The organism is Luteolibacter sp. Y139, from assembly GCF_038066715.1.
In the GTDB taxonomy this organism is placed as follows: Bacteria; Verrucomicrobiota; Verrucomicrobiia; order Verrucomicrobiales; family Akkermansiaceae; genus Haloferula; species Haloferula soli.
On record NZ_JBBUKT010000002.1, the window covers coordinates 437,564 to 464,558 of the forward strand.

Annotated in this window: 24 protein-coding genes; 13 read left to right on the forward strand and 11 right to left on the reverse strand. The window is 62.1% G+C overall.

Annotation, left to right across the window (positions count from 1 at the left end):
- Nucleotides 1–184 precede the first annotated feature (184 nt).
- The 4 genes from mgtE to mpl all read left to right on the forward strand — a co-directional run bounded on the left by mgtE (nucleotide 185) and on the right by mpl (nucleotide 4,327).
- Nucleotides 185–1,564, forward strand: a complete 1,380-nt coding sequence (mgtE, locus tag WKV53_RS06745) for a magnesium transporter (RefSeq protein WP_341403615.1) — start codon at nucleotides 185–187, stop codon at nucleotides 1,562–1,564.
- Between the two features lie 64 nt (nucleotides 1,565–1,628).
- Nucleotides 1,629–2,510, forward strand: a complete 882-nt coding sequence (locus WKV53_RS06750; RefSeq protein WP_341403616.1) for a haloacid dehalogenase-like hydrolase — start codon at nucleotides 1,629–1,631, stop codon at nucleotides 2,508–2,510.
- Nucleotides 2,511–2,605: 95 nt separating this feature from the next.
- Complete coding sequence (locus tag WKV53_RS06755; RefSeq protein WP_341403617.1) at nucleotides 2,606–2,899, forward strand: hypothetical protein; 294 nt, start codon at nucleotides 2,606–2,608, stop codon at nucleotides 2,897–2,899.
- 42 nt (nucleotides 2,900–2,941) lie between these two features.
- A complete protein-coding gene (mpl, locus tag WKV53_RS06760; RefSeq protein ID WP_341403619.1) occupies nucleotides 2,942–4,327 on the forward strand; it encodes a UDP-N-acetylmuramate:L-alanyl-gamma-D-glutamyl-meso-diaminopimelate ligase in 1,386 nt (461 codons plus the stop codon).
- Between the two features lie 21 nt (nucleotides 4,328–4,348).
- Here mpl and WKV53_RS06765 read toward each other — a convergent pair whose 3' ends face one another.
- On the reverse strand, nucleotides 4,349–5,248 hold the full coding sequence (locus WKV53_RS06765) for an oxidoreductase (protein WP_341403620.1): 900 nt from the start codon (nucleotides 5,246–5,248) through the stop codon (nucleotides 4,349–4,351).
- A gap of 121 nt (nucleotides 5,249–5,369) precedes the next feature.
- On the opposite strand from WKV53_RS06765, the gene WKV53_RS06770 reads away from it, so the two are divergent.
- On the forward strand, nucleotides 5,370–5,957 hold the full coding sequence (locus WKV53_RS06770; protein ID WP_341403622.1) for a TetR/AcrR family transcriptional regulator: 588 nt from the start codon (nucleotides 5,370–5,372) through the stop codon (nucleotides 5,955–5,957).
- Between the two features lie 21 nt (nucleotides 5,958–5,978).
- Here the strand turns inward: WKV53_RS06770 and WKV53_RS06775 are convergent, their stop codons facing one another.
- The 6 genes from WKV53_RS06775 to WKV53_RS06800 form a co-directional block, all read right to left on the reverse strand.
- Complete coding sequence (locus WKV53_RS06775; protein ID WP_341403623.1) at nucleotides 5,979–6,842, reverse strand: coiled-coil domain-containing protein; 864 nt, start codon at nucleotides 6,840–6,842, stop codon at nucleotides 5,979–5,981.
- A gap of 3 nt (nucleotides 6,843–6,845) precedes the next feature.
- A complete protein-coding gene (acs, locus tag WKV53_RS06780) occupies nucleotides 6,846–8,801 on the reverse strand; it encodes an acetate--CoA ligase (protein WP_345789644.1) in 1,956 nt (651 codons plus the stop codon).
- Nucleotides 8,802–9,060: 259 nt separating this feature from the next.
- Complete coding sequence (locus tag WKV53_RS06785) at nucleotides 9,061–9,957, reverse strand: pseudouridine synthase (RefSeq protein WP_341403625.1); 897 nt, start codon at nucleotides 9,955–9,957, stop codon at nucleotides 9,061–9,063.
- 130 nt (nucleotides 9,958–10,087) lie between these two features.
- Entirely contained in the window at nucleotides 10,088–10,243 is a 156-nt protein-coding gene (locus tag WKV53_RS06790) for a small basic protein (RefSeq protein ID WP_341403627.1), read from the reverse strand.
- A gap of 94 nt (nucleotides 10,244–10,337) precedes the next feature.
- The gene (gene upp / locus WKV53_RS06795; protein WP_341403628.1) at nucleotides 10,338–10,994 is read right to left on the reverse strand and encodes a uracil phosphoribosyltransferase; all 657 of its coding nucleotides are present in this window, start codon (nucleotides 10,992–10,994) and stop codon (nucleotides 10,338–10,340) included.
- Nucleotides 10,995–10,998: 4 nt separating this feature from the next.
- A complete protein-coding gene (locus tag WKV53_RS06800) occupies nucleotides 10,999–11,703 on the reverse strand; it encodes a pseudouridine synthase (RefSeq protein WP_341403630.1) in 705 nt (234 codons plus the stop codon).
- Nucleotides 11,704–11,869: 166 nt separating this feature from the next.
- Between WKV53_RS06800 and WKV53_RS06805 the strand changes: the two genes are divergently transcribed.
- Nucleotides 11,870–12,322, forward strand: a complete 453-nt coding sequence (locus WKV53_RS06805; RefSeq protein ID WP_341403631.1) for a hypothetical protein — start codon at nucleotides 11,870–11,872, stop codon at nucleotides 12,320–12,322.
- Between the two features lie 101 nt (nucleotides 12,323–12,423).
- On the opposite strand, the gene WKV53_RS06810 is transcribed toward WKV53_RS06805, so the two are convergent.
- Together WKV53_RS06810 and WKV53_RS06815 are read right to left on the reverse strand one after the other, a co-directional pair.
- Entirely contained in the window at nucleotides 12,424–15,879 is a 3,456-nt protein-coding gene (locus WKV53_RS06810) for a pyruvate carboxylase (protein WP_341403632.1), read from the reverse strand.
- Between the two features lie 430 nt (nucleotides 15,880–16,309).
- Nucleotides 16,310–16,531, reverse strand: coding sequence for a S1 domain-containing protein (locus tag WKV53_RS06815; RefSeq protein ID WP_341403633.1), 222 nt, complete (start codon nucleotides 16,529–16,531; stop codon nucleotides 16,310–16,312).
- A 172-nt stretch (nucleotides 16,532–16,703) separates the two neighbouring features.
- Here WKV53_RS06815 and WKV53_RS06820 point away from each other — a divergent pair, with 172 nt between their 5' ends.
- The 7 genes from WKV53_RS06820 (at nucleotide 16,704) to WKV53_RS06850 (ending at nucleotide 24,231) form a co-directional block, all read left to right on the forward strand.
- On the forward strand, nucleotides 16,704–17,165 hold the full coding sequence (locus WKV53_RS06820) for a hypothetical protein (RefSeq protein WP_341403634.1): 462 nt from the start codon (nucleotides 16,704–16,706) through the stop codon (nucleotides 17,163–17,165).
- A 79-nt stretch (nucleotides 17,166–17,244) separates the two neighbouring features.
- Nucleotides 17,245–18,102, forward strand: coding sequence for a prephenate dehydrogenase (locus WKV53_RS06825; protein WP_341403636.1), 858 nt, complete (start codon nucleotides 17,245–17,247; stop codon nucleotides 18,100–18,102).
- An 11-nt stretch (nucleotides 18,103–18,113) separates the two neighbouring features.
- The gene (gene aroA / locus WKV53_RS06830; RefSeq protein ID WP_341403637.1) at nucleotides 18,114–19,478 is read left to right on the forward strand and encodes a 3-phosphoshikimate 1-carboxyvinyltransferase; all 1,365 of its coding nucleotides are present in this window, start codon (nucleotides 18,114–18,116) and stop codon (nucleotides 19,476–19,478) included.
- Nucleotides 19,475–20,128 carry a (d)CMP kinase gene (gene cmk / locus WKV53_RS06835; protein WP_341403639.1) on the forward strand — a complete coding sequence of 218 codons (654 nt, stop codon included), beginning with the start codon at nucleotides 19,475–19,477 and terminating at the stop codon, nucleotides 20,126–20,128. Before aroA ends, cmk begins: the two co-directional genes overlap by 4 nt.
- Before the next feature lie 13 nt (nucleotides 20,129–20,141).
- Complete coding sequence (locus tag WKV53_RS06840; RefSeq protein WP_341403640.1) at nucleotides 20,142–20,750, forward strand: lysophospholipid acyltransferase family protein; 609 nt, start codon at nucleotides 20,142–20,144, stop codon at nucleotides 20,748–20,750.
- A 152-nt stretch (nucleotides 20,751–20,902) separates the two neighbouring features.
- Nucleotides 20,903–22,501, forward strand: a complete 1,599-nt coding sequence (locus WKV53_RS06845; protein WP_341403642.1) for a hypothetical protein — start codon at nucleotides 20,903–20,905, stop codon at nucleotides 22,499–22,501.
- A complete protein-coding gene (locus WKV53_RS06850; RefSeq protein ID WP_341403643.1) occupies nucleotides 22,498–24,231 on the forward strand; it encodes a hypothetical protein in 1,734 nt (577 codons plus the stop codon). Before WKV53_RS06845 ends, WKV53_RS06850 begins: the two co-directional genes overlap by 4 nt.
- 100 nt (nucleotides 24,232–24,331) lie before the next feature.
- On the opposite strand, the gene WKV53_RS06855 is transcribed toward WKV53_RS06850, so the two are convergent.
- Both WKV53_RS06855 and WKV53_RS06860 read right to left on the reverse strand, forming a co-directional pair.
- The gene (locus tag WKV53_RS06855; protein ID WP_341403644.1) at nucleotides 24,332–25,333 is read right to left on the reverse strand and encodes an MBL fold metallo-hydrolase; all 1,002 of its coding nucleotides are present in this window, start codon (nucleotides 25,331–25,333) and stop codon (nucleotides 24,332–24,334) included.
- Between the two features lie 57 nt (nucleotides 25,334–25,390).
- Complete coding sequence (locus WKV53_RS06860) at nucleotides 25,391–26,941, reverse strand: pyridoxal-phosphate dependent enzyme (RefSeq protein ID WP_341403645.1); 1,551 nt, start codon at nucleotides 26,939–26,941, stop codon at nucleotides 25,391–25,393.
- Nucleotides 26,942–26,995: the final 54 nt, after the last annotated feature.

The following is a 26,995-nucleotide window of genomic DNA, read 5'->3' on the forward strand; positions in this document are numbered from 1 at the left end:
GCGGCGGAGCTTAGGATAGCGCCCGGCCATTTCAAGCGTGCCGGCAACCTATGTCACCGTGAGGCAGGCAAGTCCGGACGGCTGGCGATAAAATCGCATTAAAATGCGCACTCCAGAGGAGATTGGGGTTGCCGTGGAAAGGGGCGGCGATCATGCCAGCGGCGGGCCGAAATCTTTTGCTGGGATGGATAGGGAGCACGTCAAAAACAAGCTCGCGGAGCTGATCGCGGACCGGAATTTCGTGTCGATCCGCGCGATTTTCGGCGGACTGGCCCCTGCCGATTCCGCGGAAGTGATCGCCGAATTCGATGCGGCTGAGCAGGTGGCACTGTTCCGCCTGCTGCCAGGAGAATTGGCGACAGAAGTCTTTGAGTATCTGGATGTGGAGGTCCAGGAGGGGATGCTTCACGCCATGGGCGACCAGCGAGCGGTCGAGCTGCTGGAAGCGATGTCTGCTGACGATCGCACCGCGCTGCTGGAGGAGCTGCCCACCGCCGTCTGCGCCCGGCTGGTCAATGCCCTCTCTCCCACCGAACGCTCGGTCGCCCTGCGCCTGCTGGACTACGCGGAAGACAGCGTGGGACGCCTGATGACGTCCGAATACCTGACCCTGCGGGACGAATGGACGGCGACCGAGGTGCTTGATCACATCCGCCGGAACGGCAGCGACAGTGAAACGCTGAATGTGCTCTACGTGGTGGACGGGAGCGGCAAGCTGGTGGATGACGTGCGCATCCGCGAGCTGCTCCTTTGCTCGCCGGAAACGCACGTCCGGGACCTGCGGGACGGGGTTTTCACCGCCTTGCATGCGACGGATGATCGCGAGACCGCAGTGGCGGCTTTCCGGAAGTATCACCGGACCGTGCTGCCGGTCGTGGATGGACACGGTGGTTTGGTCGGGATTGTGACTGTGGATGACGTGCTGGACGTGGCCGAGGAGGAGGCCACCGAGGACATCCACAAGCTCGGTGGCGTGGAGCAACTCGATGAGCCCTACCTCGACATCTCCTTCTTCAGGCTGGTGAAGAAGCGGGCGGTCTGGCTGGTCGTGCTTTTCGTCGGCGAAATGCTCACGGCCACGGCCATGGGATTTTTTGAGAATGAAATCGAGCGGGCGGCGGTGCTCGCGATCTTCATCCCGCTCATTATTTCCAGCGGCGGAAATAGCGGCTCGCAGGCGGCTTCGCTGATCATCCGCGCCATGGCGGTGGGAGAGGTCGGGCTGCGCCAATGGTGGCAGGTGATGCGCCGGGAGATCTTCTCGGGGCTGACGCTGGGGCTGATCTTGGCGGTGATCGGGGTGATCCGGATTTCCGTGTGGTCGGCTTTTTCCGACGTGTATGGGCCGCATTGGCCGCTGTTGGCGGCCACGGTGGGCGTTTCTCTGGTGGGGGTGGTGCTGTGGGGGACGCTGTCGGGTTCGATGCTGCCGTTCCTGCTCAAGCGACTGGGGGCGGACCCGGCGACGTCGTCTGCGCCCTTCGTGGCGACCCTGGTGGATGTCACCGGCCTGATCATCTATTTCGTGGCGGCTCACCTGATCCTGCGGGGAACCTTGTTGTAACGCGGGTTCGCGGGGCTTTCCGCTTGCGGGGAGGGGTGGGGGCTGGTTGCCTTTCCGCCGCTCCATGGCCGCCCCGCAGAACACCATCGCGCTGGTTTTTGATTATGACCAGACACTCAGCCCCCGCTACATGCAGGATGATGTGCTGTTCCCGGAATTCGGCATTGATCCGGCGCAGTTCTGGAAAAAGTGCAACACGCTGGTGAAGGAGCAGCAGTGGGATGGCGAACTGGCCTACCTGAAGTGCATCCTGGACTACCTCCAGATGGATCATGTCACCAACGCCCGGCTGACCCAGCTCGGCGCGGGGCTAAGCTTCTTCCCCGGGGTGGCCGAGATGTTCGACACGCTGCCGACGATTTGCCTCGGCCATGACCATGAGTTGGCGGGGGTGAAGATCGAGTTCTACATCATTTCCTCCGGCCTGAAGGCGCTGCTCGACGGCAGCAAGCTGGCTCCGAAAGTCAAAGCCATCTTCGGCTGCGAATTCGGCGAGGACGAGCAGGGTCACATCAGTTTCCCGAAGCGCGCGATCTCGCACACGACCAAGACGCAGTTCCTCTTCCGCATCAACAAGGGGATGCTGGAGCACAATCAGGACGTGAATGACCACATGCCGCCTGACCAGCGGCCGATCCCGTTTGAAAACATCGTCTACGTGGGCGACGGGCCGACCGATGTGCCGTGCTTCACGCTGATGAACAAGAGCGGCGGGCAGGCCATCGCCGTTTACAATCCCGACGACGCGAGTGGCCGCAGCTTCCGCAAGTGCTTCCAGCTTTCCAATCATGCGAATCGTGTGAAGCACATCGCCCCGGCAGATTACCGGCAAGGCAGTCACCTGTGGCTGCTGCTTGCGGAGATGGTGCGCGAGACTGCTGACCGCATCCTCCGCCGCCGTACCGAGGAGCGCGAAAGCTCCACCGTCGCAGCGCCCACGTTCTAGAAGACAATGGAACCGCCAAGACGCCAAGTTCGCCAAGGTTTGATTCAGCCTTGGCCGGGCGATCCGGCTAATTTGTTAGATCAAGCCGAGGTTTCATGAAGTTCCGCATCTCAGTCATTTTGAACGTCATCTTGATCGTGGTGACGCTTACCATGTGGAAGCATCAGATTTCCGTGGCCATTGGTGACTTCTACTATCGCAAGACGGTCTATACGGTGGTTGCTGGATCGGTGAGCCAGTTGGAGAAAGGAAACACGAAGCTGGTCCGTGATGCCCTCGCTTTGATCTGGGAAAGTGGAGATGCGAAACAACCAATCATCGAGAACGCCGGTCAGAAGCTTGGAGTGATTGGGCCTTTCCAACCCGAGCCGCCTAAACAGAGTCCGTGAACTGCCCCTAACGGGTAGCCGAACATTTGAAGAAACCCTTTCATGTCTGAAAAGAAGCATTTCCATTTTACCGGCGTCTGCGGGACGGCGATGGGCGCCGTGGCAGTTGCGATGAAGCGCAAGGGATTCACAGTCACCGGCTCCGACACGAACGTCTATCCGCCGATGTCCGACTTCCTTCGTGGCGAGGGGATTGAGATCACCGAGGGCTATCGCGCGGAGAACTTGCCGGCGAATGCAGACGTGATCGTGATCGGCAATGCCATCAGCCGCGGCAACGAGGAGGCCGAGGCCGCGCTGTCCCGCAAGCTGCTCTATCAGTCCCTGCCGGAGGTGATGAAGGAGCACTTCCTGCGCGGGAAGCGGAACTACGTGGTGAGCGGCACCCACGGCAAGACGACCACCAGCTCGATGCTTGCGTGGCTGTTCATTTCGGCGGGAAAAGATCCCGGTTGGATGATCGGTGGCCTGCCGAAGAATCTCGGCCGCGGCGCGAATTTCACGAGCTCCGAGTTCAACGTGCTGGAGGGCGATGAATACGACACCGCCTTCTTCGACAAGCGCTCGAAGTTCCTCCACTACCTTCCGGAAGTGGCAGTGGTGAACAACATCGAGTTCGACCACGCCGACATCTACTCCTGTTTGGACGAGATCAAGCTGACCTTCCGCCGGCTGCTCAATGTGGTGCCGCGCACGGGCTGCGCGATTATCAATGGCGATGATCCGAATTGCTGTGAGGTGGCGGAGAAGGCGCCTTGCCCGGTGAAGACCGTGGGCCTCGGCGAGGGCAATGACACGCGAATCACGGACGTGACCTACGAGGCGGATCGTAGTTCCTTCACCCTCGGCGGCGAGCGCTACTCGCTGCGCATGACGGGCGAGTTCAATATCCGCAACGCGGCCATGGCGACTGCGGCGGCTTTGTTCGCCGGCCTAACACCCGATCAAGTTCGCACCGGGTTGGAGAGCTTCGATGGCGTTGCCCGTCGTCAGGAACTTCGCGGCGAGGCCGGCGGGGTGAAGGTGATCGACGACTTCGCCCATCACCCGACCGCGATCAAGTATGCCGTGGGCAGCCTGCGCCAGCGCTACAATGGCAGCAAGCTGTGGATCCTCTTCGAACCACGCTCTAACACCACGCGCCGCGCCGTTTTCCAAAAGGAGCTCGCCGAGGCGCTTGCCTTGGCGGACGAAGCCGTGATCTCCGAGATTCCAGATCTCCACAAGTTTCCCGAGAATGACCGGCTCAATCCCGACCAACTAGTGATCGACATCCTCGCGCACGGCGGGAACGGCCGTTACATCCATACGGTGGACGAGATCGTCGATACCGTCACCAACGAGGCACAGCCCGGCGACGTGGTGGCGGTGCTCAGCAACGGCGGCTTCGGAGGGATCCACAAGAAGCTGCTGGAGCGGCTGGGGTAAGCCCCGCGCAAGGCGATCGCTCTATCCTTGGGCGATCGCTTCCAGCTCGGCCAAGGTCTTTGCTGAGAGGTCAATCTCAGCTGCCGCGAGGTTTTCTTCCAAGTGCGCCACGGAGGAGGTGCCAGGGATGAGCAGGATGTTTGGCGACCGGTGCAGCAGCCAGGCGAGTGCCACCTGCATCGGCGTGGCACCGAGCGATTCCGCAATCTTGTTCAGCCCCGAGGACTGGATGGGGGAGAATCCGCCCAAGGGGAAGTAGGGCACGTAGGCGATGTTTTGCGCGGCCAAGCTGTCGATGAAGGCGTGGTCGGCACGATTGACCAGATTGTAGAGGTTCTGGACGCAGACGATCTCGGTCATCGTCTGGGCCTGCTGCAACTGCCATGGCGTGACGTGACTGAGGCCGATGTGCTTGATCAGGCCTTGCTGCTTGAGGTCCGCCAACGCCGCGATCTGTTCTTCGAGCGGATCATCCTTCGGAGCCTCAAGTCCGCCCATGCGCATGTTGACGATGTCGAGTGCGTCGACGCCGAGATTGCGGAGGTTGCCGTGGACTTGCTCGATCAATTGCTCGCGGGAGCGCGCCATCTGCCATGAGCCATCGGCAGGACGTTCGCAGCCGACTTTCGTGACGATCACGAGATTCTCCGGGTAGGGATGGAGCGCCTCGCGGATCAGCTTGTTGGTGACGTGCGGGCCGTAGAAGTCAGAGGTGTCGATGTGGTTCACGCCCAACTCCACGGCGCGCCTGAGCACGGCGAGGGCGGCCTGATGATCGCGGGGCGGACCGAAGACTCCGGGTCCAGCGAGCTGCATGGCCCCGTAGCCGACGCGATGGACGGTCAGCGTAGTATTCGGGAAGGTGAAGTTCCCTCCGAGAAGGGGTGAAGCTGTGGACGAAGTGGGGTCAGGGGAATTCATGGTGCAAGAGGGGTAAGGCTCCTTGAATGTTCCGTCAAATGACAAAATATGAAATTTGTCATTTGTCTCTTCCTTGCTGGTTTTGCCCGGGTTTCGGTGCATTCTCACCTCGGAACCATTCATGTCCGACGAACTGCCCCTGCCTGAACGCATTCTCGACGCTGCCGAGGTCATGCTGCGCCGCCATGGCGCGGAGAAAGCGAACGTGGTGGACATCGCCCGCCTGATGGAGATGAGCCACGGCAACATCTACCGGCACTTCCCGAGCAAAAAGGCGATCCTGGACGCGGTTGCCGTTCGCTGGCTGCAGGCGGTTTCTTCGCCGCTGCAGAAGATCGCCAACGAGAGCGAGCGGTCTGCGTCAGAGCGGCTTGAGGCTTGGTTTCATACCCTCCGCGCTGCCAAGCGTCGCAAGGTGTTGGATGATCCGGAGTTATTTCGCGTCTACCACGGGATCGCCATGCAGATGCGGGCCGTCGCGGACGAGCACGTGGCGACCCTGCATTCCCAACTCGAAGGCATGATCGCGGATGGCATCGCGCGGGGAGAATTCTCCCGCGAACTGGATGCCAAAGCAGCTGCGCGAGCTTTCATGCAGGCGACCATGGCGTTTCATCATCCGCTGATGCTGATGCAGAACTGTCCCACGGACGAGGAGGCTCACACGGCCATCGGGATCATCCTGAATGGCTTGAAAGCAGGACGATAATGCAGGACCGCCGGTGTCTGCCTACATCCCTGCCAAACGGTGGTTCATCGCCACCGACTTCCGCAGGGCGCGCATCACATCGATCATCGGGATGTGGCCCTTGGCTGCCTGCTTGCACTGCTCGTTGACGAAAGCATTCCGGCTGACGTGGCGGCCGATTTCGCTGTAGAGCTGGCGCATCTGGGTATCGATCAAGCCCTGCTGGGCCTTGAGCGCGGAGATGTCGCGGTTCGCCTGGCCGATCTGCTGGAAGGCAACGGACGCCTCGGCGCGGTGCTTCTGGCGCTCTTCGGAAAGCTGGTTATCGATGATGTCGACCAGTGCGTCACCTTCCGCGATGCTGGAAGCGATCCGGTCGCGATCGGTTTTCAGATCCGTGAAGCGAGTCTTGAGCTCGGTCATCCGGCTGCGGGTTTTCTCGATCGATTCACTGGTTCCCTCGCGTTGAAGGACCTCCGCTTTCATCTTGAGACCATCGTAGACCCGGCGGATTTCGCGGGCCTGTTGAATCACCGAGTCACGATCCTTTGCGAGCTTCTCCAAGTCCGCGAGCAGGCCGCCGCGCTTCTCTTCAAGCTCGAGTTGCGAGTCGGACTTGGCATTGAGGAGGCTGGAGCGCTGCTCGTGGGCGTCGGCAAGGACGGCCTCGCAATCGGAAAGCTTGCTGCGGATTTCCTCGCGCTCCTTGATGAGCTTGCGGAGGTTCCAGTATTCGACGCCGAGTTCCTCGACCTCTTCGACCCGCTCCCACACGGATTGCCCGAGCACCTGCTCCGCCTCGCGCAGCAGGTGCATTTCCGAAGCAGCTTCCGACATGCGGCGCTGGCGGCGGTTCACGCCAAAGGCTTGGGCAATCCGAGCGAAAATGTAGCGGGTGGTCGTCATCCGTTATTTGGCACCAGCGATCCTTTCCTGAAGATTGGCGATGACTGAGAAATCTTCAAGCGTCGTGGTGTTCCCACTGACCGTTCCGGTCGTCACGAGCTCTTTCAGCAGGCGGCGCATGATCTTTCCGGAGCGGGTTTTGGGCAAGGCAGGGGCAAAATGGAGGTCATCCGGCTTGGCGATCGCGCCAATTACTTTTCCGACGTGCTCGCGGAGCTCTTTTTGCAACGCGGGGGTCTCGGTGATCCCGGCTTTCAAGGTGACGAAAGCGACAACTGCCTGGCCCTTCAAATCGTCAGGGCGGCCGACGACCGCGGACTCGGCGACTGCCGGGTGGCCGACCAGCGCACTCTCGACCTCGGCGGTGCCAAGGCGGTGGCCGGAAACGTTGAGGACGTCATCGAGGCGGCCGACGATCCAGAAATTGCCCTGCTTGTCGCGGCGGGCACCGTCGCCGGCGGTGTACATGCCCTTGTAGTCAGACCAGTAGGTCTTCTTGTAGCGGGCCTTGTCGCCGTAAATGGCGCGGGTCATGGACGGCCATGGTTTCCGGATCACAAGGCGGCCACCTTCGTTCGCCTTACACTCCTGGCCGGTCTCGTCGAGGATGGCAGCGTCCACGCCGAAGAACGGCAAGGTAGCGGTGCCAGGTTTAGTCGGCGTACAGCCAGGGAGCGGGGTGATCATGATGGCGCCGGTCTCGGTCTGCCACCAGGTATCGACGATCGGGCAGCGGCCGCCGCCGATCTTTTCGTGATACCACATCCAGGCTTCCGGATTGATCGGCTCGCCGACGGAGCCGAGAAGGCGGAGGGAGGAGAGATCGTGCTTCTTCGGGAAATGATCGCCAGCCTTGATGAAGGCGCGGATGGCGGTCGGCGCGGTATAGAAAATCGAGACACCGTATTCCTCGATCATCTGCCAGAAGCGGCCGAAGTCGGGTTGGTTCGGGGCACCCTCATACATGACCTGGGTCACGCCCATCGCGAGCGGGCCGTAGACGATGTAGCTGTGGCCAGTGATCCAGCCGACATCGGCGGTGCACCAGTAGACGTCGTCATCCTGCATATCGAAGACGTACTTGCAGGTCACGTAGGTGCCGGTGAGGTAGCCGCCGCTGGTGTGGAGGATGCCCTTTGGCTTTCCGGTCGAGCCGGAGGTGTAGAGGATGAAGAGCGGGTGCTCCGAGTCGAAGGCCTTGGCCTCGTGCTTGGCAGAGACCTTGGCGACCTCATCGTGCCACCACGTGTCGCGGCCGTCCTTCATGGCGATGTCCTGGCCGGTGCGCTTGAAGACGACGATGGACTTGATGGCGTTGTACTTCTTCAGCGCTTCATCGACGTTTTCCTTGAGCGGGACGATCTTGCCACGGCGCCAGCCACCGTCGGCGGTGACCACGTGGGTCGCGCCGGAGTCTTCCAGGCGGTCGACGATGGACTCGGACGAGAAGCCGCCGAAGACCACCGAGTGCACCGCACCGATGCGGGCGCAGGCGAGCATGGCGATGGCCGCCTCGGGGATCATCGGCATGTAAACCAACACGCGATCCTTGGACTTCACGCCCTTCGAGAGCAGCACATTGGCGAAGCGGCAGACCTCGCGGTGAAGCTGGGCGTAGGTGAGCACCTGGCGGTCGCCGGGCTCGCCTTCGAAAATGATGGCCGCCTTGTTTCGGCGGGAGCCCTTGGCGTGGCGGTCGACGCAATTTTCGCAGACGTTGAGCTTGCCGCCCACGAACCACTTCGCGTCCGGAGCTTTCCAATCGAGCACCTTGGTCCACTTCGCGCGCCACTCGAGCTCCTTGGCTTCACGGGCCCAGAATGTCTCAGGCTTATCCACCGACTCCTGCCACAGCTTCTTGTACTGAGCCATGCTGGAAATGCGGGCTTTGGCCGAGAACTCCTTGGTGGGTTTGAAGACGCGGTCTTCGACGAGGTGGCTTTCGATCTTGTTGCTCATGGTGCCTTGGGTGACCGGCGCGAGTCGGGTTGCCGGACTGCGGGAAGCTACAAGGCGCATTTCGCAGGGGGCGACTCAAAACTTGCGCTTCGATACCCGCTTTCCCGACTTTTTCGGGGTAGGGGAGGAGCGGCGTTTGATAGGTGGAAGAAGATACGCCACCAGAACGCCAAGGTGCCGGTGCGCCACGGAGCCGTCCATGAAGCGGGCTGCTCTGGTGGTCACCAATGCGCCTACGGAATGTGGAGACTACCGGCCCTTACTTCTGTCTTGGCGCGCGCTTCGCCGCCTTCTTTCCGAAGCCACGGGCAGATGGCGGACGGGAGTCGTCTGTTAGGCTGCGGCGGGAAGGCTTCTTGGGTGGCTTGGGACCGGCTGGAGCACCTTTCCTAGCGGTTTTCTTTGCCGCTTTCTTCGCTGTTTTTGCCTCTGGTCGGCGGTCGGCGCGCGGCTTCGGGTTCTTCTGCAGGAGAGCGATGGTCTTCTCGTCGATCGGGAGCCATGCGCCTTCCGGCAAGTCGCCGAGTTCGACCATGCCGATGCGCACGCGCACCAGCTTCTGGACCTGGTAGCCGAGTGCCTTGAACATCATGCGGATCTGGCGCTTCAGGCCGGTCTCCAGCACGATGCGGTAGCGGCGGGAGGAAAGTCGGGTGACTTCCTTTGCCCTCATCCGCACCTTTTCGACGTAGATGCCGCTCTTGAAGAGGTCGAGGTGCTCGTTGAGCACGGGTTGGTTGGAAGTGACTAGATACTCCTTCTCCACCAGCTTCGACGGGTGCATCAGCGCCTGCGAGAGATCTCCGTCGTTGGTGAGGATGAGCAAGCCTTCCGAGTCGCGGTCGAGGCGGCCGACGTGGTGGAGGTGCTTCAGGATGGGCGGCAGGATGGTGAAGATCGTGTCGCGGCCGAGCTCGTCCTCGCGCGAGCAGACGTAGCCGCGCGGCTTGTAGAACATCACGGTGTTCGTCTCCTTTTCCTGCACGCGCTTGCCATCGACCCGGACGAAGTCGCCGGGCTCCACGCGCTGGGCGGGATTGAGACAGGGCTTGCCATTGATCTCGACGCGGCCGTCCTGGACCATGGCGTCGCAGGCGCGGCGCGAGCCGACTCCGCAGGAGGCGAGGAATTTGTTCAGTCGGGTGCCTTCAGGCATGCGTCAGAGGAGTGTGGGAAATGGAGTGATTGAGGGATCGGGCGCCGCGCTGTGCAAGCTCCAGAAACGCGAAAAGCGCAGCGCCTTGCGGGCACTGCGCATCTGCGGGAAATCCGGGAGAGGCAAGGCTTCAGCCCTCGCCCTTGGTCTTGGGCAGACCGATGGGGCTACGGCCTTCCTTCCAGACACCGCGCTCCTTCATGAGCTTAACGCGTTCAAAACGCTTCATCACGGAACGCTTGCCTTCGGCGCCGCCCTTGGCCTTGAGACTATTGTGCTTCGACATGGGAAAATTCGCGGGTTGCTTGGTCGCGGGGCGCGGAAACTAGGAACCTCTCGCGCGGATGGCAATGGGAAAATCCGGGGTTTTGGCGGAATTATTACGCAGTTCCGAACAATCTATCACCAGCGTCGCCCAATCCGGGCAAAATGTAGCCGCGATCATTGAGTCCGCGGTCGATCGCGGCGGTGAAAACCGGCACGTCCGGCCAAGCGGCTTCGAAGGTGGCGATGCCTTCCGGAGCGGCCACTAGGCAGGCGTAGCGGATGTGGGTGGCGCCCAGCTCGACGAGCCGTTTCACGGCTTCCACCGCCGAGCCGCCGGTCGCGAGCATGGGATCGATCACGATCACCTCGCTGTCTGCGAGAATCGGCGGGGTTTTCAAATAGTAGGGCTCCGGTTGAAGAGTCTCCTCGTTCCGCGCGAGGCCGATGTGGGCGATGGCGGCATTCGGGAGGAGATCGAAGAAGCCATCGAGGAAGCCGAGGCCGGCGCGGAGGATGGGGGTCAGGATGATCCGGCGGGTCATTTCCACGCCACTGGTCATTTCGAGAGGGGTTTCGCAGGGGACGACCTTCGTCTCAAAGTCGGCGGTGACTGCGGGGACCATCAGGGAGGCGATCCGGCGCAGTCGCTGGCGGAATTCGGGGCCGGGGCAATTGCGGCAGCGGAGGCCGGTCAATTCGGCTTGGACGAGGGGATGTTGGACGACGTGAACCACGCTTACCACCCAAGCGCGAACCGTGCCGGGAGGCAAGGACTCAAGGGATGCTGGCGCAGGCAGCGGCTTCCTCCTTGCTCAGAAGCCGCCACTCGCCGGGACCGAGGTCTGCGGAGAGTGCCAGTGTCCCGATTTGCTCGCGGTGCAAGCCGGTCACCCGGTTGTCGATGCGGTGGAACATCCGCTTGATCTGGTGATAGCGGCCCTCGTGGAGGGTCAACCGGGCTTCCCGCTCGCCAATGATTTCAAGTTTAGCCGGTTTGGTCACGAGGTTCTCCGTGTGGAAGTAGAAGCCTTCGGCAAAGGCTGCGACTGCCTCGGGCGGGATTGGGTCGCGTGTCTGGACGCGATAAACCTTCGGCACCTTCTTCGCGGGATCCATCAAGACCTTGGACCAGCGCCCGTCGTTCGTCAGTAGCACCATGCCCGAGGTATTCCGGTCCAAGCGGCCGACCAAGTGCAGAGTGGCGCGGTCCGGATCATCAATGAGGTCGATCACCGTGGGATGCTCTGCGTCTGATGTCGCGCTCACCACGCCGACCGGCTTGTGAAGCATCACGTGAAGCTGACGCTCCGGAATTTGAATGACGACCTCTTCCAATTCCACCCGAGTGAAGCGGTCTACCTCATGATCGAAACGTCGCGTTTCAACCCCATCCAGACGCACCTGACCGGCGAGGATCCGAGCCCGGGCGCGGTTTCGTCCCATTGACTCGTGCTTTGCGAGCAGGCGGTCCAGCTTCACTCGGGGATTCGAGAGTGGATGCTCGTTAAACGCAAGCCGACGGAGCTGGATTCCACCTTGAAGCGTCACTCCGTCTTCCTTACCAAGTGCTCGCCATCAACACGGTGGCCAGCGAATTTTGGACATATACGCGAAACTAAATGAGCTTTGCGCGAAGCGTTCCGAGTTGAAGCTGCAAGGCAAGATTCAGGAGATGATCCCCATTCAGCGGGAGATTATTCACGCCTCTATCCTGCATGGAGGAACAGAACGCATCGTGAATGCGTGGAACTACCTTTCAATCTTACTTGGCAAAGTTTGCGACTACCCTGTCGCGGAGGACGCTGCACGAAACGCATTGGAAGTTTACTCGCGGGAAGAGCATCCAAAGTTGGAGAACCTAGGATCATACCACATGGTCTTATCCCGGATTTTGGCAGCGCAGAAGCGATTTGCCGAAGGTGTCGCTGAAGCCGACCGGGCTGTGGCTTGCTTTGCAATATTCCACAATCCCTCGGATGAGTTCCTTGCAGCAAGAATCGAGGAGGCCGAGCGAATGAGGCAACTTCGGGATCGAGGAGAAGAGAATGAGGTTAGCTCGCCGAAGCCCCACAATGACCGTAGCGGGCCGCGAGCCTGAATCCAAATCGGGGTGCCGCTTGGATGGAGGCATTCGCACTACAGCATGCCCGCCGGGAGGCGATAATCCTCCCAAGCGGGGCCGAAGAACGGAGCCGATCGTCAGGCCAGCCTCACCAGTAGGTCATCGCTGTCAACCTGCTCGCCCTTCTGGACGAAGACTTCCTTGATCACGCCATCCTGTGACGCGCTGACGGTGGTGAGCATCTTCATGGCTTCGAGGACGACGAGCTTGTCGCCTTCCTTGACCTCTTGGCCGGGGGACACGGCGATCTCGGTGACCATGCCGGGCATGGGGGCGCAGGCTTGGGCGGTGTCGGATGGGTCGCCCTTGGCCCGTGCGGCCTTGGAGCCGGTGCTAACGCGTGACTTGTCGACGACCACGCTTTCGCGGGGCATGCCGTTGAGCTCGTAGAAGAGGGTGCGCTTGCCGTCGGCATCTGCATCGCCGATCGAGACCAGTTTGACGAAGAGCGTCTTGCCAGGATCGATCTCGACCTCGACTTCCTCGCTGACGTGCATGCCGTAGAAGAAGGCCGGGGTGGCGAGTCCACTAAGGTCATCGTACTTGCGGCGGAACTCGATGAAGTCGGCGAAGACGCCGGGATACATCAGGTGCGAGTAGAGGTCATCGTCGTCAACCTGGCGGCCGATCTTCTTGGCGACGGCGGTGCGGGTGGCTTCGAGGTCGACGGGTTCGGCGAGGTCGCCGGGGCGCTGGGTGGTGGAGGGCTTGTTGCCGAGCACGACCTTCTGCACATCTTCCGGCCAACCGCCGTCCGGCTGACCGAGGCCGCCGGCAAGCATGTCGATCACGCTCTCCGGCCAGTCGATCGAGCCGGGCTTGAGCTTCGGCACGTCGGCCGCCTTGATGCCGCGGGTGATGAGGAACATCGCCATGTCGCCGACGACCTTCGAGGACGGCGTGACCTTCACGATGTCGCCGAAGAGTTGGTTCACGTCGGCATAGGTGCGGGCGATCTCGCGCCAGCGGTGGCCGAGGCCCATGGCATTCGCCTGCTCGCGGAGGTTCGTGTACTGGCCGCCGGGCATCTCGTGTTCGTAGACCTCAGCGGTGCCTGCGCGGGGGGCGGAGTCGAAGGGCTTGTATTGAGCGAGCACTTCTTCCCAGTAATCGGAAAGCTCGTTGAGTGTGTCGGCATTGAGGCCGGGATCGCGGTCGGAATTGGCGAGCGCGGCGCAGACCGAGTTCAGGTTCGGCTGAGAGGTCGAGCCGGACAGCGAGGCCATGGCGAGGTCCGCGATGTCCACACCTGCACGGGCCGCGGCGATGACGGAGGCGGCATTGAGGCCGGAGGTGTCGTGGGTGTGGAAGTGGATCGGGATGCCGATTTCCTGCTTCAGCGCGGCGACCAGGTTGTAGGCGGCCTGCGGCTTGCAGAGACCGGCCATGTCCTTGATGGCAAGGATGTGTGCGCCCATCTTCTCGACTTCCTTGGCCTTGGCTACGTAGTATTTCAGCGAGAACTTGTCGCGCTTCGGATCGAGGATGTCGCCGGTGTAGCAAATGGCGGCTTCGCAGAGTGCCTTGCCGTGATCGCGCACAGCTTCCATGGCGACCTGCATGTTCGGCAGGTAATTGAGCGAGTCGAAGATGCGGAAGATGTCCATGCCCGCATCGGCCGAGTGCTTCACGAAGCCAGCGACGACATTGTCCGGGTAGTTCGAATAGCCGACGGCGTTCGAGCCGCGGAAGAGCATCTGGAAGAGGATTCCGGGGATTTTCTCACGCAGTCTGCGGAGGCGCTCCCACGGGCACTCCTTGAGGAAGCGCATCGCGGTGTCGAAGGTGGCACCGCCCCACATTTCGAGTGAGAAGAGGTCGGGTGTGCCGGCTGCGTAGGCGTCGGCGATGCGCAGCATATCATGCGTGCGCATTCGGGTGGCGATGAGCGACTGGTGGGCGTCGCGCATCGAGGTGTCGGTGATGAGCAGTTGCTTCTGCTCGAGGATCCACTTCGAGAAGGCGTCGGGCCCTTTCTCTAACAGGATGTCGCGGCTGCCTTGGAAAGACTTGGCGGCGGGATGGGGGACTCGCGGATTGAGGATCGGCTTCTCCGGCTTCCAGCCCTTGGCGGTGGCGTTGCCATTGACGGTGATGTCCGAGAGGTAGGTGAGCAGCTTGGTGGCGCGGTCGCGCTTTGGCTTGAACTTGAGCAGCTCGGGCTTGGTATCGATCAGCTTGGTGTGGGCCTGGCCGCTGCGGAAGGTGTCGTCATTGATGACGTTTTCGAGGAACGGGATGTTCGTCTTCACGCCGCGGATGCGGAACTCGCGCAGGGCGCGGTCCATGCGGACGCAGGCGGTCTCGAAGTCACGACCCATGGCGGTGAGCTTCACCAGCATCGAGTCGTAGAAGGGGGTGATGATCGAGCCCGCATCACCGGAGCCCGCGTCGAGACGGATGCCGAAGCCTGCGGCCGAGCGGTAATTGAGAATGCGGCCGTAGTCCGGTGCGAAGCCGCGCTCGGGATCTTCCGTGGTGATGCGGCACTGGATGGCGTAGCCATTGCAGGGGATCTCATCCTGCTGCGGGATGGCGATCTCAGGCGAGAAGAGCGAGAAGCCCTTCGCGACGAGGATCTGCGAGCGCACGAGGTCGATGCCGGTGACGCACTCGGTGACGGTGTGCTCCACTTGGATGCGCGGGTTCATCTCGATGAAGAACCAGTCGCCCTTCACCATGTCGTAGAGGAACTCGACGGTGCCCGCGTTGTTGTAGCCGATGCCCTTGGCCAAGGCCACAGCGGCATCGCAAAGTTCCTTGCGGACGATCGGATCGAGCTCCACCGAGGGGGCGATCTCGACGACCTTCTGATAGCGACGCTGCACGGAGCAGTCGCGCTCGTGGAGATGGACCACGTTGCCGTGCTGGTCCCCTAGGATCTGCACCTCGATGTGCTTGGCGCGGGAGATGTAGCGTTCAAGGAAAACGGCGGGGTTGCCGAAGGCCTTCTCGGCTTCGCCCTGGGCCTCGGCGAGGAGGCCGGCGAGTTGCTCCGGCTTCTCGACGACGCGCATGCCGCGTCCGCCACCCCCAAAGGCCGCCTTGATGATGAGCGGGAAGCCGATGTCTTTGGCGACCTTCAGAGCTTTGTCAGTATCGCTGATCGGTTCCTCGGTGCCGGGCAGGGTGGGGACATTGAACCGGGCTGCCAGCTCGCGGGCCGCGGTCTTGTCGCCCATGCTTTCCAGCAATTCCGGCGAGGGTCCGACGAAGGTCATGCCCTCACGCGCGCAGGCACGGGCAAAGGCGGCATTCTCCGAAAGGAATCCGTAGCCCGGGTGAACGAGCGTCACGCCCTTCGACTTCGCCATGGCGACGATGCCTTCGACATCGAGGTAGGCACCGACCGGGCCCTTGTCCTTGTCGAGTTGGTAGGCTTCGTCCGCTTTGAAGCGATGGCGGGAAAAGCGGTCCTCCTCGGCGAACATCGAGACGGTGCGCAGTCCGAGTTCGTTCGCGGCGCGGAAAATGCGGATGGCGATTTCACCGCGGTTGGCGGCGAGGAGCTTGTCGGTCTTGGGTTGCGGCATGCGGGGGAGTTCCTAAGGGAAGGGTGGCGAATCGGCCAAGGGGAAAGCTCGCTGTAACGATGCCCCGATCGGGTGTTTCGGATTTGTTAGAAAAGAAATTTCAGAAAGGTGTTGACGGGGTCGGTTTTTCGGTTATTCTCGCCTTGTCGCGACAATAGTAGGCGGCCCGATTGAAGAGTCTTCCGGTTTTTGGGTTTTTCCGGAGTCTTATCGATCGGGCCGCTTCATTTTTGCCCGGATGGGTTGATTGTCAGGTGGCTGGAGAGGGAGTGGCTGCCTAGGGATGGCGGTCTTCAGGCCAACCGATAGCTTCCGTGTCGCGGGGATTTCCGTGGGCGTGCGAGAAGTTGGATCCCTGCCGAATTGTTCGTTGGCAGTAAGGGGTCATTTGGCCGGCCCGGACACCGGCGCTCTCCAGGGTCCTAGCGGCCTACTCGACCTTCGCGATCCGGGCCCGATCCAGATCGAAGGGACTGATTTCCAGCAGCACGGTCGCGCCGTCGGGGATTTCCGGCGGATTCTCGGCGAGTTCCCTGGAGAGATGGGCTACTACCGCCTTGCCGTTAGGGAGCGCTGCCCGGTAAATGCCCGGGGAGAGCGTCTTGAGAATCGTTCCGTAGGGGCGCAGGCAATCGTCGAAAGAGGATGACATCGTGTCGGGTGCGAATGAAGCGGATGCGCGCGAGGCATCGACGGGATTTGAGCGATTTGCAAGCTCCCGCAAAGGCCCCGGCTTGACGGGGTGGTGGTGGCGAAGCATTCTTGCGGCCTTCCCGGTGGTCTCCAAATGAGTTCCGTGAAGCTTTTCCTCTCACGATCGATCCATGAATCTCCGACTGATTCTTCCGGCCGCCGCAGCGGTTTTGCTTGCGGCCTCTTGCACGCCCTACGTTGAGCCCCCGCCGGAAGCTCCGACGGATCCGTCCGGCCGCAAGGCACCGACTCCGGAGGAGCAGGAGAAGATCCGCCAGCAGCGGGAAGAGCAGAAGAAAAAGGACGAGGCCAACCAGACGCCCGACCGCGACACGAAGCCGGAAGGCGAGAGTGGCGCGATCACGGAACAGCCAAAGGGCGAAGGCTCCAATGGCGACGGAGGTAGCGCTCCGGAGAAACCGGCGGCTCCGCAGAAGGAGATCCCGGTGGCCCGCCCCGTTCCCGGCAAGCCCGGCATGGTCTTCAGCCCCTTCAATAACAAGGTCATCGACGTGAAAGGCATCCCAAGCGGTCGCCTCGTCGCTGATCCGACCTATCCGGCCTCCGAGAAGAAGCACTTCCGAGTGCCCTGAGACCCGGCCGAATTTCCCACGCATGATTTCGAGGAGCCGGTCCCGTTCGGGCCCGGCTTCTTCATTCCCAGCCAACCCAATGGAGTTTGAGAAGGTCGCCATCCTTGGCGGCGGGCTGCTCGGCGGCTCGCTCGCACTGGCGCTGGCCCGTCATTTCCCCGAAACTTCGGTAGCCCTTTGGGCTCGCCGGGCGGAAACCGTCGCAACGGCCCGTGATAGGGGCATCCAAGGTGCTACCGTCGAGATGGCGGAAGCGGTAAAGGGGGCGGATCTCGTGGTCCTTTCGACGCCGGTGGGGGCCATGGCCACGGTGCTTTTGGCTGCGCAGACAGCGGGCCTGTCCCGCGAGGCACTGATCACCGACGTCGGCAGCGTGAAGGCCGCCCCGCACCGGCTCCTGCAGCCGATCCTTGAGCGCATTGGCGGGAAATTCATCGGCAGTCACCCGATGGCGGGCTCCGAGCAGACCGGGATTGGTGCGGCGGACGTGGAGCTTTTCAAGGGAGCCGCCTGTTTGCTCACCGATGATGGTCGGGTGGGTGATCCTTGGGCCGGAAAGCTCCAGCGCTTTTGGGAAGCCCTGGGTTGCCGGGTTTCCTGGCTGGATGCTGCCGGGCACGATGCGCTTGTCGCGCGGATCAGCCATTTCCCGCATCTGGTCGCCGCGGCGACTGCCAGGGTCGCCCTGGAAGATCCGGCCCATGGCAATTTCGGCGGCGGCGGCCTGCGAGATACCACCCGCGTGGCGGGTGGCGATCCTGCGATGTGGTCGGAGATCGTGATGGAAAATCGCGATGCCCTGCGAGGTGTCTTGAGTCACGGTATCCGCGAGATGAGTGAAATGCTTGCCATGCTTGAAGCAGGCGACCATGAAGCGCTCCGCCGTTGGTTGGAAGGCGCGAAGGCTGCCCGAGACGCTTCCCTCCGCCGCGACTGAAATCCTTTTCCATGAGCGAGTTCCGAGTTAAATCGATCCGCACGCTGGATGCCGCCTTTCCGGTGCCCGGCGACAAGAGCATGTCCCATCGCGCGGCGATGATTGCCGGCCTCGCCGATGGCGTGTCCACGGTCCGCAATTTCCTGCCCAGCGAGGATTGCCTGAACACTCTCGGCGCCATGCAGGCTTGCGGAGTGGAGGTGGAGGTGCTGGAGGAAATGCCGGGCTTCGGCCCGACCTCGATGCGCATCCATGGCCGCAGCATGAAGCTGAGCGCGCCGACGAAGCCGATCGATTGCGGGAACTCCGGCACTGGCATGCGTTTGCTGGCGGGGCTTTTTGCGGGCCAGTCCTTTGAGACCGAGCTTTTTGGCGATGAATCGCTTTCCGGTCGTCCGATGGGCCGTATCACGGTGCCGCTCGGCGAGATGGGCGCGAAGATCGATTGCCTCGGCGAGAAGCCGGGCTGCGCGCCGCTCAAGATCCACGGTGCCCAGCTGCATCCGATTCGCTACGAGCTGCCGGTCGCCAGTGCTCAGGTGAAGAGCGCGGTGCTGCTCGCGGGCATGTTCTGCGAAGGCGTGACCACAGCGGTCCAGCCGGCGGATACACGCGACCACACCGAGCGAATGCTTGAGTCCTTCGGCGTGAAGATCGTCACAGAGGGCAATGCCATCTCGATCGAAGGCGGTCAGGTTCCGCAGGCGCGCGACTTCCGTGTGCCGGGGGACATTTCCAGCGCTGCCTTCTGGGTGGTGGCTGCAGCTGCCCTGCCGGGCTCGCGCCTCGTCATCAAGAACGTCGGACTCAATCCGACCCGCATCGCCGTGCTCGATGTGATCGAGCGCATGGGCGCCCAGATTACCCGGACCGTGCTTTCCACCGATGACGGCGAGCCGATCGGCGATGTCGAGATTCGCGGATCACAGCTCAAGGGCACCGAATTGCTCCGCGCCGAGATCCCGAATCTCATCGACGAGATCCCGGTCATCGCCGTCGCCGCTGCGATGGCCGAGGGCAAGACCATCATCCGGAATGCCAAGGAACTCCGAGTGAAGGAGACCGACCGCATTACCACGGTCGTCGAAGGCCTGCGCGCGATGGGTGGCCAGATCGAGGAATTCGAGGATGGCATGGAGATCACCGGTGGCGCACCGCTGCATGCGGCGACCATCGAGAGCCACGGCGACCACCGCATTGCCATGGCCTTCGCCATCGCCGGCCTTTTTGCCAGCGGTGAGACGGTGATCCGCAATACCGCCTGCGTGAACACCTCGTATCCCGGTTTCGCCAAGCAACTTGCCGCCGTCCTCGCCGAGAGCAAGGATCTGGCAGACTACGACCTGCCGACCGTTCCCGTTCCTGTTCCCGCATGATCCTCCACCGCGCCATCGCCATCGACGGACCTGCTGCTTCTGGCAAGAGCACGCTGGCCCGTATCCTGTCGCAGAAGCTCGGGCTGATCATGGTCAACTCCGGTTCCATGTATCGTGCCGTGACATGGAAGGTGCTCCAGCGTGGCATCGACCCGAATGACCGTGCGGCTGTCGTTCAAGCGCTTCGCGACATGGAGATCGAATGCGGCGTGGATGGTCATGTTTCCACGGTCAGGGTAGATGGCATCGATCCGGGTGAAGAACTCCGCAGCGAGGAGGTCAACAGCCACGTCTCCGCAGTCTCCGCCATTCCGGAAGTCCGCGAGTGCCTTGTCTCGCTCCAGCGCGACTACTTGAAGCTCGGTGACGTGGTCATGGAAGGCCGCGACATCGGCAGCGTGGTGTTCCCGGAGACGCCGTACAAGATCTACATGGATGCGGACCCGAATGTCCGCGAGGCGCGTCGCGAGGAAGTCGGCGAAGTCGATAGCGTCGCTGCGCGTGACCGCGCTGACAGCCGCCGCGAAACCGCTCCGCTGAAAATCGCCGAGGGCGCTGCCATTCTCGATACCTCCGGCCACACGATCGAAACCGGCGTGGCGGCTGCTTTGGAAATTCTCCGTGGCCAGGGCTTCGCGATGCCTGCCTGACACCCCTCATCTCATGCGCTGGATCTACTGGCTTGGTTGGAATCTCTTCGGCAGTGCCTACCGCTCGCTCTTCGGCCTGAAAGTCGTCGGACGCGAACACCTCGTTACAGATGGTGCGGTGCTCATTGTCGCGAATCATGAGAGCTTCCTGGACCCGCCGCTCATCGGCACGCTGTATCACGACGAGATGTTTTATCTCGCGCGCAAGACGCTGATGACGGGGCCGATGCTGAAGTGGATCTACCTTGCGTGGAATTCCATCCCAGTGGACCAGGACCGGCCGGACATGACGAGCCTGAAGACCATCATCAAGCTGCTTTCGAATGGCCGTCGTGTCCTCATTTTCCCGGAAGGGGAACGGAGCCTCGACGGCAACTTCGGCCCACCGCAGCCGGGCGTCGGCCTGATCGCGGTGAAGTCGAATGCGGTCATCCAGCCGATCCGAATCCGCGGCGCGCGCGAGGCCTTGCCACGCGGGTCCGGTCGCGTTCGCTTCAGCCAGATCTCCCTGCACATCGGCCCGCCAATCCGGCTGACCGAAGCGGAGTTGAACTCGGCAAAGGGCAAGCACGGCTACCAGCACATCACCGAGCGACTCTGGGACGCGGTGAAGGCGCTGTGAGGGGAAGTAGCGAGGGGAGCACTTTTCCATCGAATAGGAAGAGTGGCGTGACCGTTCCATGACAGGAATGTCGTGGCTCCTGCGGCTGGGCATTCCCGTGCTCCAGCGCCTCCTTGACACTTTCTGCCAGACCCCCAGCGTCGTGCTATTCCATGACTCCGCGATCACTTCTGCTCATCTCAGCTACAGCCATCGCGGGATGGGCCACCGGAGCCATCATCAGGGAGGACACGCCAGTGGCAGCAGGCTCAACGGCCGAGCTTCCATCTCCTGCTTCCGAGCGCGCCGTTGCACGAAAGCCACCGCTCGAAGCCACCGTGCCGCCGCCGTCGATGACGCCGCTTCGTTCGACCGATACTCTTGAAACCTTGAAACCTCTGCGTGGCGGTGACCTTCATGCGCGCCTCGCGCTTTGGTTGATCGATGCTTCACCGGAGGATATCTCGGCGTTCTGGGATCATTACCGGTCCACGTTGACCGAGGAAGACTTGAGGCCGTCGAACGCATTGATGGCGGTGGATGGAGGAATGGGAACCGGCCGGTTTGAGATCAGCGAACTGATTCTCTATCATTGGATGCGTCACGATCCCTTGGCGGCGATGGCGGCTGCCAAGCGTGACCATGAGGAATATCAAGCGTGGCGGGCATGGACTGCGCTGGATCCTCAGGCAGCTTTTGACGCGGCACTGGCCGATGGAAAAAGGTCTGTCGAGGACGTCGCGAGAGCGCTTGGCATCTATCAGGCCTCGTGGCTGAGGCAGCATTTGGACGACCTGCCGGAGGAGGCGCGGAAGATCGCTTTGGAAGCAAATACCGGGAATGAGGGTGATGATCCCGGGGCAACTCTCCGGTTCCTTGCCAAGCACGGCTATGGTTTCCGGCCGGACAGTTTCGCCGTTGCGATCCGTGATGATCCATGGGCTGCATACGATTGGGTCGAATACCTGGCGGAATCGGGAAATGGCAGACAGGCGAGGGAGCAGCGGGACGAATTCATCCGCCTTGCTGGCGAAGAGCACCCGGAGGTCATCGAAGCACTGCTTCGAACCACTCCGGAAGGTGCCTTGAAGCGAAAGATGGAAGACTCACTGTTTCGCAGTCGCCTCAGCACTGATCCCGAAGGCGCAATCCAAGAGGCGATGACGACAAAGGCGCCAGCCTTGGCGGTGGATCGACTGGGGGAAGCGGGAAAAATGCTGGCGTCAACCGACCCGGAGCGTGCGTTTGAACTGGCGAAGCGGATGTTCGATACATGCCCGGATGCTTTCGATACCAGCATCACTATCCATCATCCGGGCGGTAGCGCTTCTTACGGTGGCACGCCGAATCAAGGACCGGCATTTGCCAAGGCGCTCATGGAGATCGATCCGGGGCGGGTGCTCGATCTCGCGGTGGCGGGCAATGACAATAGCACGAGATCCTCTACATTCAGCCGCCTTCTCGACGATTGGTCGAAGATGGATCCCCAAGGCTTGAGCACATGGGCCGACGGGCAGTCCGACGAAAATGTTCATGATGCGGCTTTGTATCCGCTGCTCATGGAGAGCCAGGAGAGGGGTGACTTTGCCGGGGCATTGAGCACGATCTCCCGCATCCAGGGCTCCCATCGTGCGCACTACACAGCGAGCACCTTCACCAGCTGGGTTGAAGGCGATCCAGCGGCTGCGGCGGAGTGGCTGAAAGGCTCGGGGCTGCCGGCAGCGGAAGTCGAGACCTTGAGAAAAAAACTCCCCACCAGTCCGGAACCATGAGCGGGAGAATCACTTCGACCCATGCCGCCGCCGTTCTGGCATTCGTGGCCCTGGCGGGTATTTCATCGATGCGGGTGCCGGCCAAGTCAGGACCGGAGTCACTGGCTGCCACTGCTTCCTCAAAGACCCATTCGCGTGATGATGCACGCTCCAAGCGCTATGGTCCGCCCGAGGCCGTACAACGGCGGATGGAGAAGATCCGGCAAACGAAGGACCCCGGCGAACGCATGCGCGAGACCATCGATCTGGTGAATTCGCTCCCCGTGTCGGAGTTGAGGCGCTGGCTTGAACGCGGATGGTTTGCCGCAGGCGATGGCTATGAGAGGAAAGTCTTCACCTTGCTCGCGAAGGAACGCTGGAAGCGGGACGATCCGGAAGGCTATGTGGCCTGGGGCATGAAGCATGAGAAGGATGGCAGGGACGTGCTTGTGGAATGGGCGCGGACGGATCCGGAGCGGATGCTCGACTTTTTCCGGAAACATCCGGATCCGATGCTGGAGCTGCAGCTGTGGGCAACTGCTTCGAATCTAAATCCCGGTTTCGCGACGAATCGCCTGTTAGAGCTTGCGAAGACGGGAGGAGCGGATCCGAACTTCAATTATTGGCCAGTGGATCGACTCGCCGCGATTATCGGGAAAGCGGATTCGTCACTCTTAGAGGCGCATCTCGGCGATCTGCCGGTGGAGTGGCGCGGCAAGGTGCAGGGGGCTATCGTTGCCGCCCGGTTGCAGAAGGACTTCCCGGGTGAGGTCGCAAGGCTAGCGGAGATGCCGGATGGCTGGAAGTTGATGGAGACCGCTCGCCAGAACATGGAAGGTTTCAGCCTGCGGGTCCTGGATGCGGTCGCGGACTTTCCGCCGGCATGGAAGGCGTCGATGGTGGAGAATGCGGCGGCCTTTGTGAATGATCCTCGCTGGGTGGATGCGGACATCGAGGGACTTGGATTTACTGCTGAACAGGCGCGGACGATCCGGGCTCAGGCGATGAGAATGGCGGTCTACTCTTCGCCGGAACGAGTGCTGGGATCACTGCATGAGGCGGATCTAACAGAGGAGCAACGGAAGTCGGTGCTAGGTTCCCTCTTTCATCCCGGCAGCGATCCGACTCAGATGGCGGGGATGCTGGCCAATCTGAAATCATTCGAGCTACGCCAGCTGGCGGAATCGATGATGGTGCCGCCCGCCAATGAAGCCGCGGGGGTGGCGGAAAGTGCCGAAGTTCCGCCTAAAGCTCAGGGAAGTTGGATGGAACAAGCGGCCGAGCAAGGAGGGTCGCAATTTATATTCATGCAGTCATTGGCAAATTGGAACAGCGAAACCGAAGCATCGATGATCGCAGATTTCAAAGCGCTCCCTGAGGAGAAGAAGCGGCATGCGGCGAAGGTCATTGTCGGCGGGCAGGAGTACGTTTCAGATGTAGAAGCGAGCCGTGCCATGAGCGGGGAAGCGATCCGCTATTTGCTGGCGGAAGGTGTCTCAGTAGCCAGCTCGGAGAAGCCGGTGACCGAGGACACCCCATGGACGCAAGCCGCGCTCCATGCCGCGAGATGGGTGCAGGAGGATCCTCTGGCCGCCAGCCAGTGGGTGCTCACCTTGCCGCCCGGCGAGCCGCGGGATAAGGCGATCCAGCTTCTAACAACGACGTGGAATCGGTATGATCCCGATGCCGCGGGAAAATGGGTCCAAGGCTTGCCTTCAGGAGACCGGGAGAAGGTGAAGGCTGGGAAGTGAGCGGTTCTTCAGGTCGCTGGGAGATCTGGATTCATTCGGTTGTACAAGGCCGGTGAACCTACTATCCAGGCGGAATGAACTCCGCGCTCCCAGTGGGCCATCAACTCCAGCGCCACGCTTCGATTGCCCAGCGGTAGCCATCGCGCTCGGTCACGATGTGTCCGAGGCCCGGCCAGGGGAGGTGGAAGCCCATGCAGCGGGTGTGCTTCTCGACTGCCTCGTTCCAATACTTCTTCCGCGTCTCGACCGCGACCACCGGGTCATGGTCGAAGGCGATGGTCCAATTCGGATCGGCGAACATCAGCAGGTGATGGTGTGCGAGATCCATGAGGTGGAGCAGCTCGTCATTGCCGGAACGGATGCGGAAACAGGCGTGGCCGTCGGTGTGTCCCGGAGCGGGTTCGATGCGGACAAGTCCGCCGAGCACTTCGGTGGTGCCCTTCACGGGGCGGAGCTTTTCCTGCAGGATATCGAAGTTCTGGCGCACCTCCTTGATCATGCCCGGGATGGCGCCCTTGTTGCGCTTGCTCTTGGAGAAGTCCGGCTCCGGCGAGCGCCAGAACGCGAGCTCTTCCTCTAACAAATAGACCACGGCATTCGGGAAGGCGGGCTTGCCCTGGTTGACGAAACCATTGAGGTGGTCGGCGTGCGCGTGGCTGAGGAAGCCTGCGGTCACTTGATCCGGTGAGATGCCCACGGCGGCGAGGCCTTCCTGGAGCCAGCCCATCTTGGGATTGCTGCCCTTGCCGAAGCCGGCGTCGAAGAGCAGGACGTCATTGCCCGCCTTCACCACCAGGATGTTCACATAGAGGGGTAGGGGGCCCATGCGTTCGCCGTGGCGGACCATTTCCTCCTTCATCTTCGGGCGGTCCTCCTGCGGCCACATCAGGTCGAGGCCTTCGCCAAGGCCGAGGTCGCAGTCGCTGATCGACCAGGCGTCCGCATCGCCGATCTTGAAGTGGTAGACGAAGGGCTCGCGGAAGGGCTTGGGCTCCGCTGGAGCCTGTCCGGCCGCTTGCTGCGCGCCCGCGTTCGACGCCGTGAGGGCGGCCATGCCGGCGAGTGCCGATCCTACGAATCCCCGTCGTGAAACCTCGTTCATGGCGCGACTCTACGCGCGCCCGAACCGGATTTCATCAGCGAAACGCCGCCTCCCGTGTCAGCCGGGAGAATGCCCGGTCAAGCGGGCGCTGGTCGGAGAGTCCACCTGCTTGCAAGAGCGGTAGCCGTCGCCGTGCTCGGGCAAGGACTCGAGGAACTCACGGCGTTGGCTTTCCTCCGCGAAATCGAGGCCGATCAGGGCGCGGCCGATGCGCTCGCCGGATTGACGGTAGTTGAAATAGCATAGGTTCGCCCGGCCGCGGACGCGCTTGTCGAGGAAGTCGTGCAGGGCACCGGGGCGCTCGTAGAAGTCGAGCCGCAGGAAAACCGGGCTGGCCAAGAGGTCGCCACGGAGCGGGATGGCGCGGAAGGCGATGTCCACCGCGCCGGTCAGGTCTTCCCACTGGAAACCCCGTGCTTGGAGCTTTTCTGGCACGGCATCGAGCACCGCCGCGTCTTCTGCGGTGATGGTGAAGGCGGGCCACGCCTCGCTTTCGTGTACCTTGCCGTATTGGAAATCGGCGATATTCACGCCCTCGAAGCAGGTATCGAGCAACTCCAGCATGGTGCCGGGGCGCTCGGGAATGCGGACCCGCAGGGTGCGGGAGGCGCTCTGCGACGAGCCTTCGGATTGAGCGATGAGGCCGATCTGGAGGAAATCGATGTTCGCGCCGGAGACGACGACCAGCACGCGCTTTCCGGCGAGTTGCTCGCGGTTCTTCATCACGGCGGCGAGGCCGAGCGCGCCGGAAGGCTCGGAGACGCAGCGCAGGCCTTCCCACAGGGTGCGGATGGCGCGGCTGACTTCGGCATTGGTGACCGTTTCGATGCGATCCAGCGTGCTGTTCAGGATCTCGAAGGTATTCGTGCCCGCTTTCCGCACGGCGGTGCCGTCGCAGAAGATGTCCACCTGATCGAGCGGGACCGGCTTGCCGGCCTCCAGCGCGGCCTTCATCGATGCCTGCCCGACGCCTTCCACCCCGACGATTTCGATCTCGGGCCAGTAGGTCTTGAGCCACTCGGAAACCCCTGCGGCCATGCCGCCGCCGCCGATTTGCAAATAGGCGGCATCGAAGGGGCCGTGGCCGGAAAGGACCACCTCATCGGCGAGGGTGCCTTGGCCGGCCATGACCTGGACATCGTCGTAGGCGTGGACGTAGGTCGCGCCGCTGGTGGAGGCGTCGTCGAGGGCGGCGGCCACAGCTTCATCGTAGCTGTCACCGGTGAGGATGATTTCCACGCGGTCGCCGCCGTGATGGCGGACGGCGCTTTGTTTCACCCGCGGCGTCGAACGGGGCATGTAGATCCGGGCTTGGATTCCCAGCGCGCGGGCGGCGAGGGCGACGCCCTGGGCATGGTTTCCGGCGGAGGCTGTGACCACGCCGGTGGCTTTTTCTTCGGGCGTGAGGACGGCCATGCGGTTGCAGGCACCGCGCCACTTGTACGCCTTGATCGGGGAAAGATCCTCGCGCTTTACCCAAATTTCGACGCCGGGCACCAGTGACAGGTGTTCCAGAGGAGTCGGCTGGCCGAAGCGGTAGACCCGCTCGCGGGCAAACAAGATCTCCTGGCGCAAGCGGCGGTCGGGCGGCAGTCCTTCGCGTTCCACGGCGGCGGGTGTGGCGCATCGGGGCGAGGCGTGCAAGGCCGGAGCGATTAACAG

Excerpts from the sequence above, each read along its gene's own strand:
- mgtE (WP_341403615.1), top strand. The coding sequence starts at position 185 with ATGGATAGGGAGCACGTCAAAAACAAGCTCGCGGAGCTGATCGCGGAC.
- WKV53_RS06810 (WP_341403632.1), bottom strand. The coding sequence starts at position 15,879 with ATGCCGCAACCCAAGACCGACAAGCTCCTCGCCGCCAACCGCGGTGAA.
- WKV53_RS06850 (WP_341403643.1), top strand. The coding sequence starts at position 22,498 with ATGAGCGGGAGAATCACTTCGACCCATGCCGCCGCCGTTCTGGCATTC.
- WKV53_RS06790 (WP_341403627.1), bottom strand. The coding sequence starts at position 10,243 with ATGTCGAAGCACAATAGTCTCAAGGCCAAGGGCGGCGCCGAAGGCAAG.
- WKV53_RS06855 (WP_341403644.1), bottom strand. The coding sequence starts at position 25,333 with ATGAACGAGGTTTCACGACGGGGATTCGTAGGATCGGCACTCGCCGGC.
- mpl (WP_341403619.1), top strand. The coding sequence starts at position 2,942 with ATGTCTGAAAAGAAGCATTTCCATTTTACCGGCGTCTGCGGGACGGCG.
- WKV53_RS06765 (WP_341403620.1), bottom strand. The coding sequence starts at position 5,248 with ATGAATTCCCCTGACCCCACTTCGTCCACAGCTTCACCCCTTCTCGGA.
- WKV53_RS06750 (WP_341403616.1), top strand. The coding sequence starts at position 1,629 with ATGGCCGCCCCGCAGAACACCATCGCGCTGGTTTTTGATTATGACCAG.
- WKV53_RS06825 (WP_341403636.1), top strand. The coding sequence starts at position 17,245 with ATGGAGTTTGAGAAGGTCGCCATCCTTGGCGGCGGGCTGCTCGGCGGC.
- WKV53_RS06815 (WP_341403633.1), bottom strand. The coding sequence starts at position 16,531 with ATGTCATCCTCTTTCGACGATTGCCTGCGCCCCTACGGAACGATTCTC.
- WKV53_RS06785 (WP_341403625.1), bottom strand. The coding sequence starts at position 9,957 with ATGCCTGAAGGCACCCGACTGAACAAATTCCTCGCCTCCTGCGGAGTC.
- acs (WP_345789644.1), bottom strand. The coding sequence starts at position 8,801 with ATGAGCAACAAGATCGAAAGCCACCTCGTCGAAGACCGCGTCTTCAAA.
- WKV53_RS06770 (WP_341403622.1), top strand. The coding sequence starts at position 5,370 with ATGTCCGACGAACTGCCCCTGCCTGAACGCATTCTCGACGCTGCCGAG.
- WKV53_RS06755 (WP_341403617.1), top strand. The coding sequence starts at position 2,606 with ATGAAGTTCCGCATCTCAGTCATTTTGAACGTCATCTTGATCGTGGTG.
- WKV53_RS06775 (WP_341403623.1), bottom strand. The coding sequence starts at position 6,842 with ATGACGACCACCCGCTACATTTTCGCTCGGATTGCCCAAGCCTTTGGC.
- WKV53_RS06845 (WP_341403642.1), top strand. The coding sequence starts at position 20,903 with ATGACTCCGCGATCACTTCTGCTCATCTCAGCTACAGCCATCGCGGGA.
- WKV53_RS06820 (WP_341403634.1), top strand. The coding sequence starts at position 16,704 with ATGAATCTCCGACTGATTCTTCCGGCCGCCGCAGCGGTTTTGCTTGCG.
- WKV53_RS06840 (WP_341403640.1), top strand. The coding sequence starts at position 20,142 with ATGCGCTGGATCTACTGGCTTGGTTGGAATCTCTTCGGCAGTGCCTAC.
- aroA (WP_341403637.1), top strand. The coding sequence starts at position 18,114 with ATGAGCGAGTTCCGAGTTAAATCGATCCGCACGCTGGATGCCGCCTTT.
- cmk (WP_341403639.1), top strand. The coding sequence starts at position 19,475 with ATGATCCTCCACCGCGCCATCGCCATCGACGGACCTGCTGCTTCTGGC.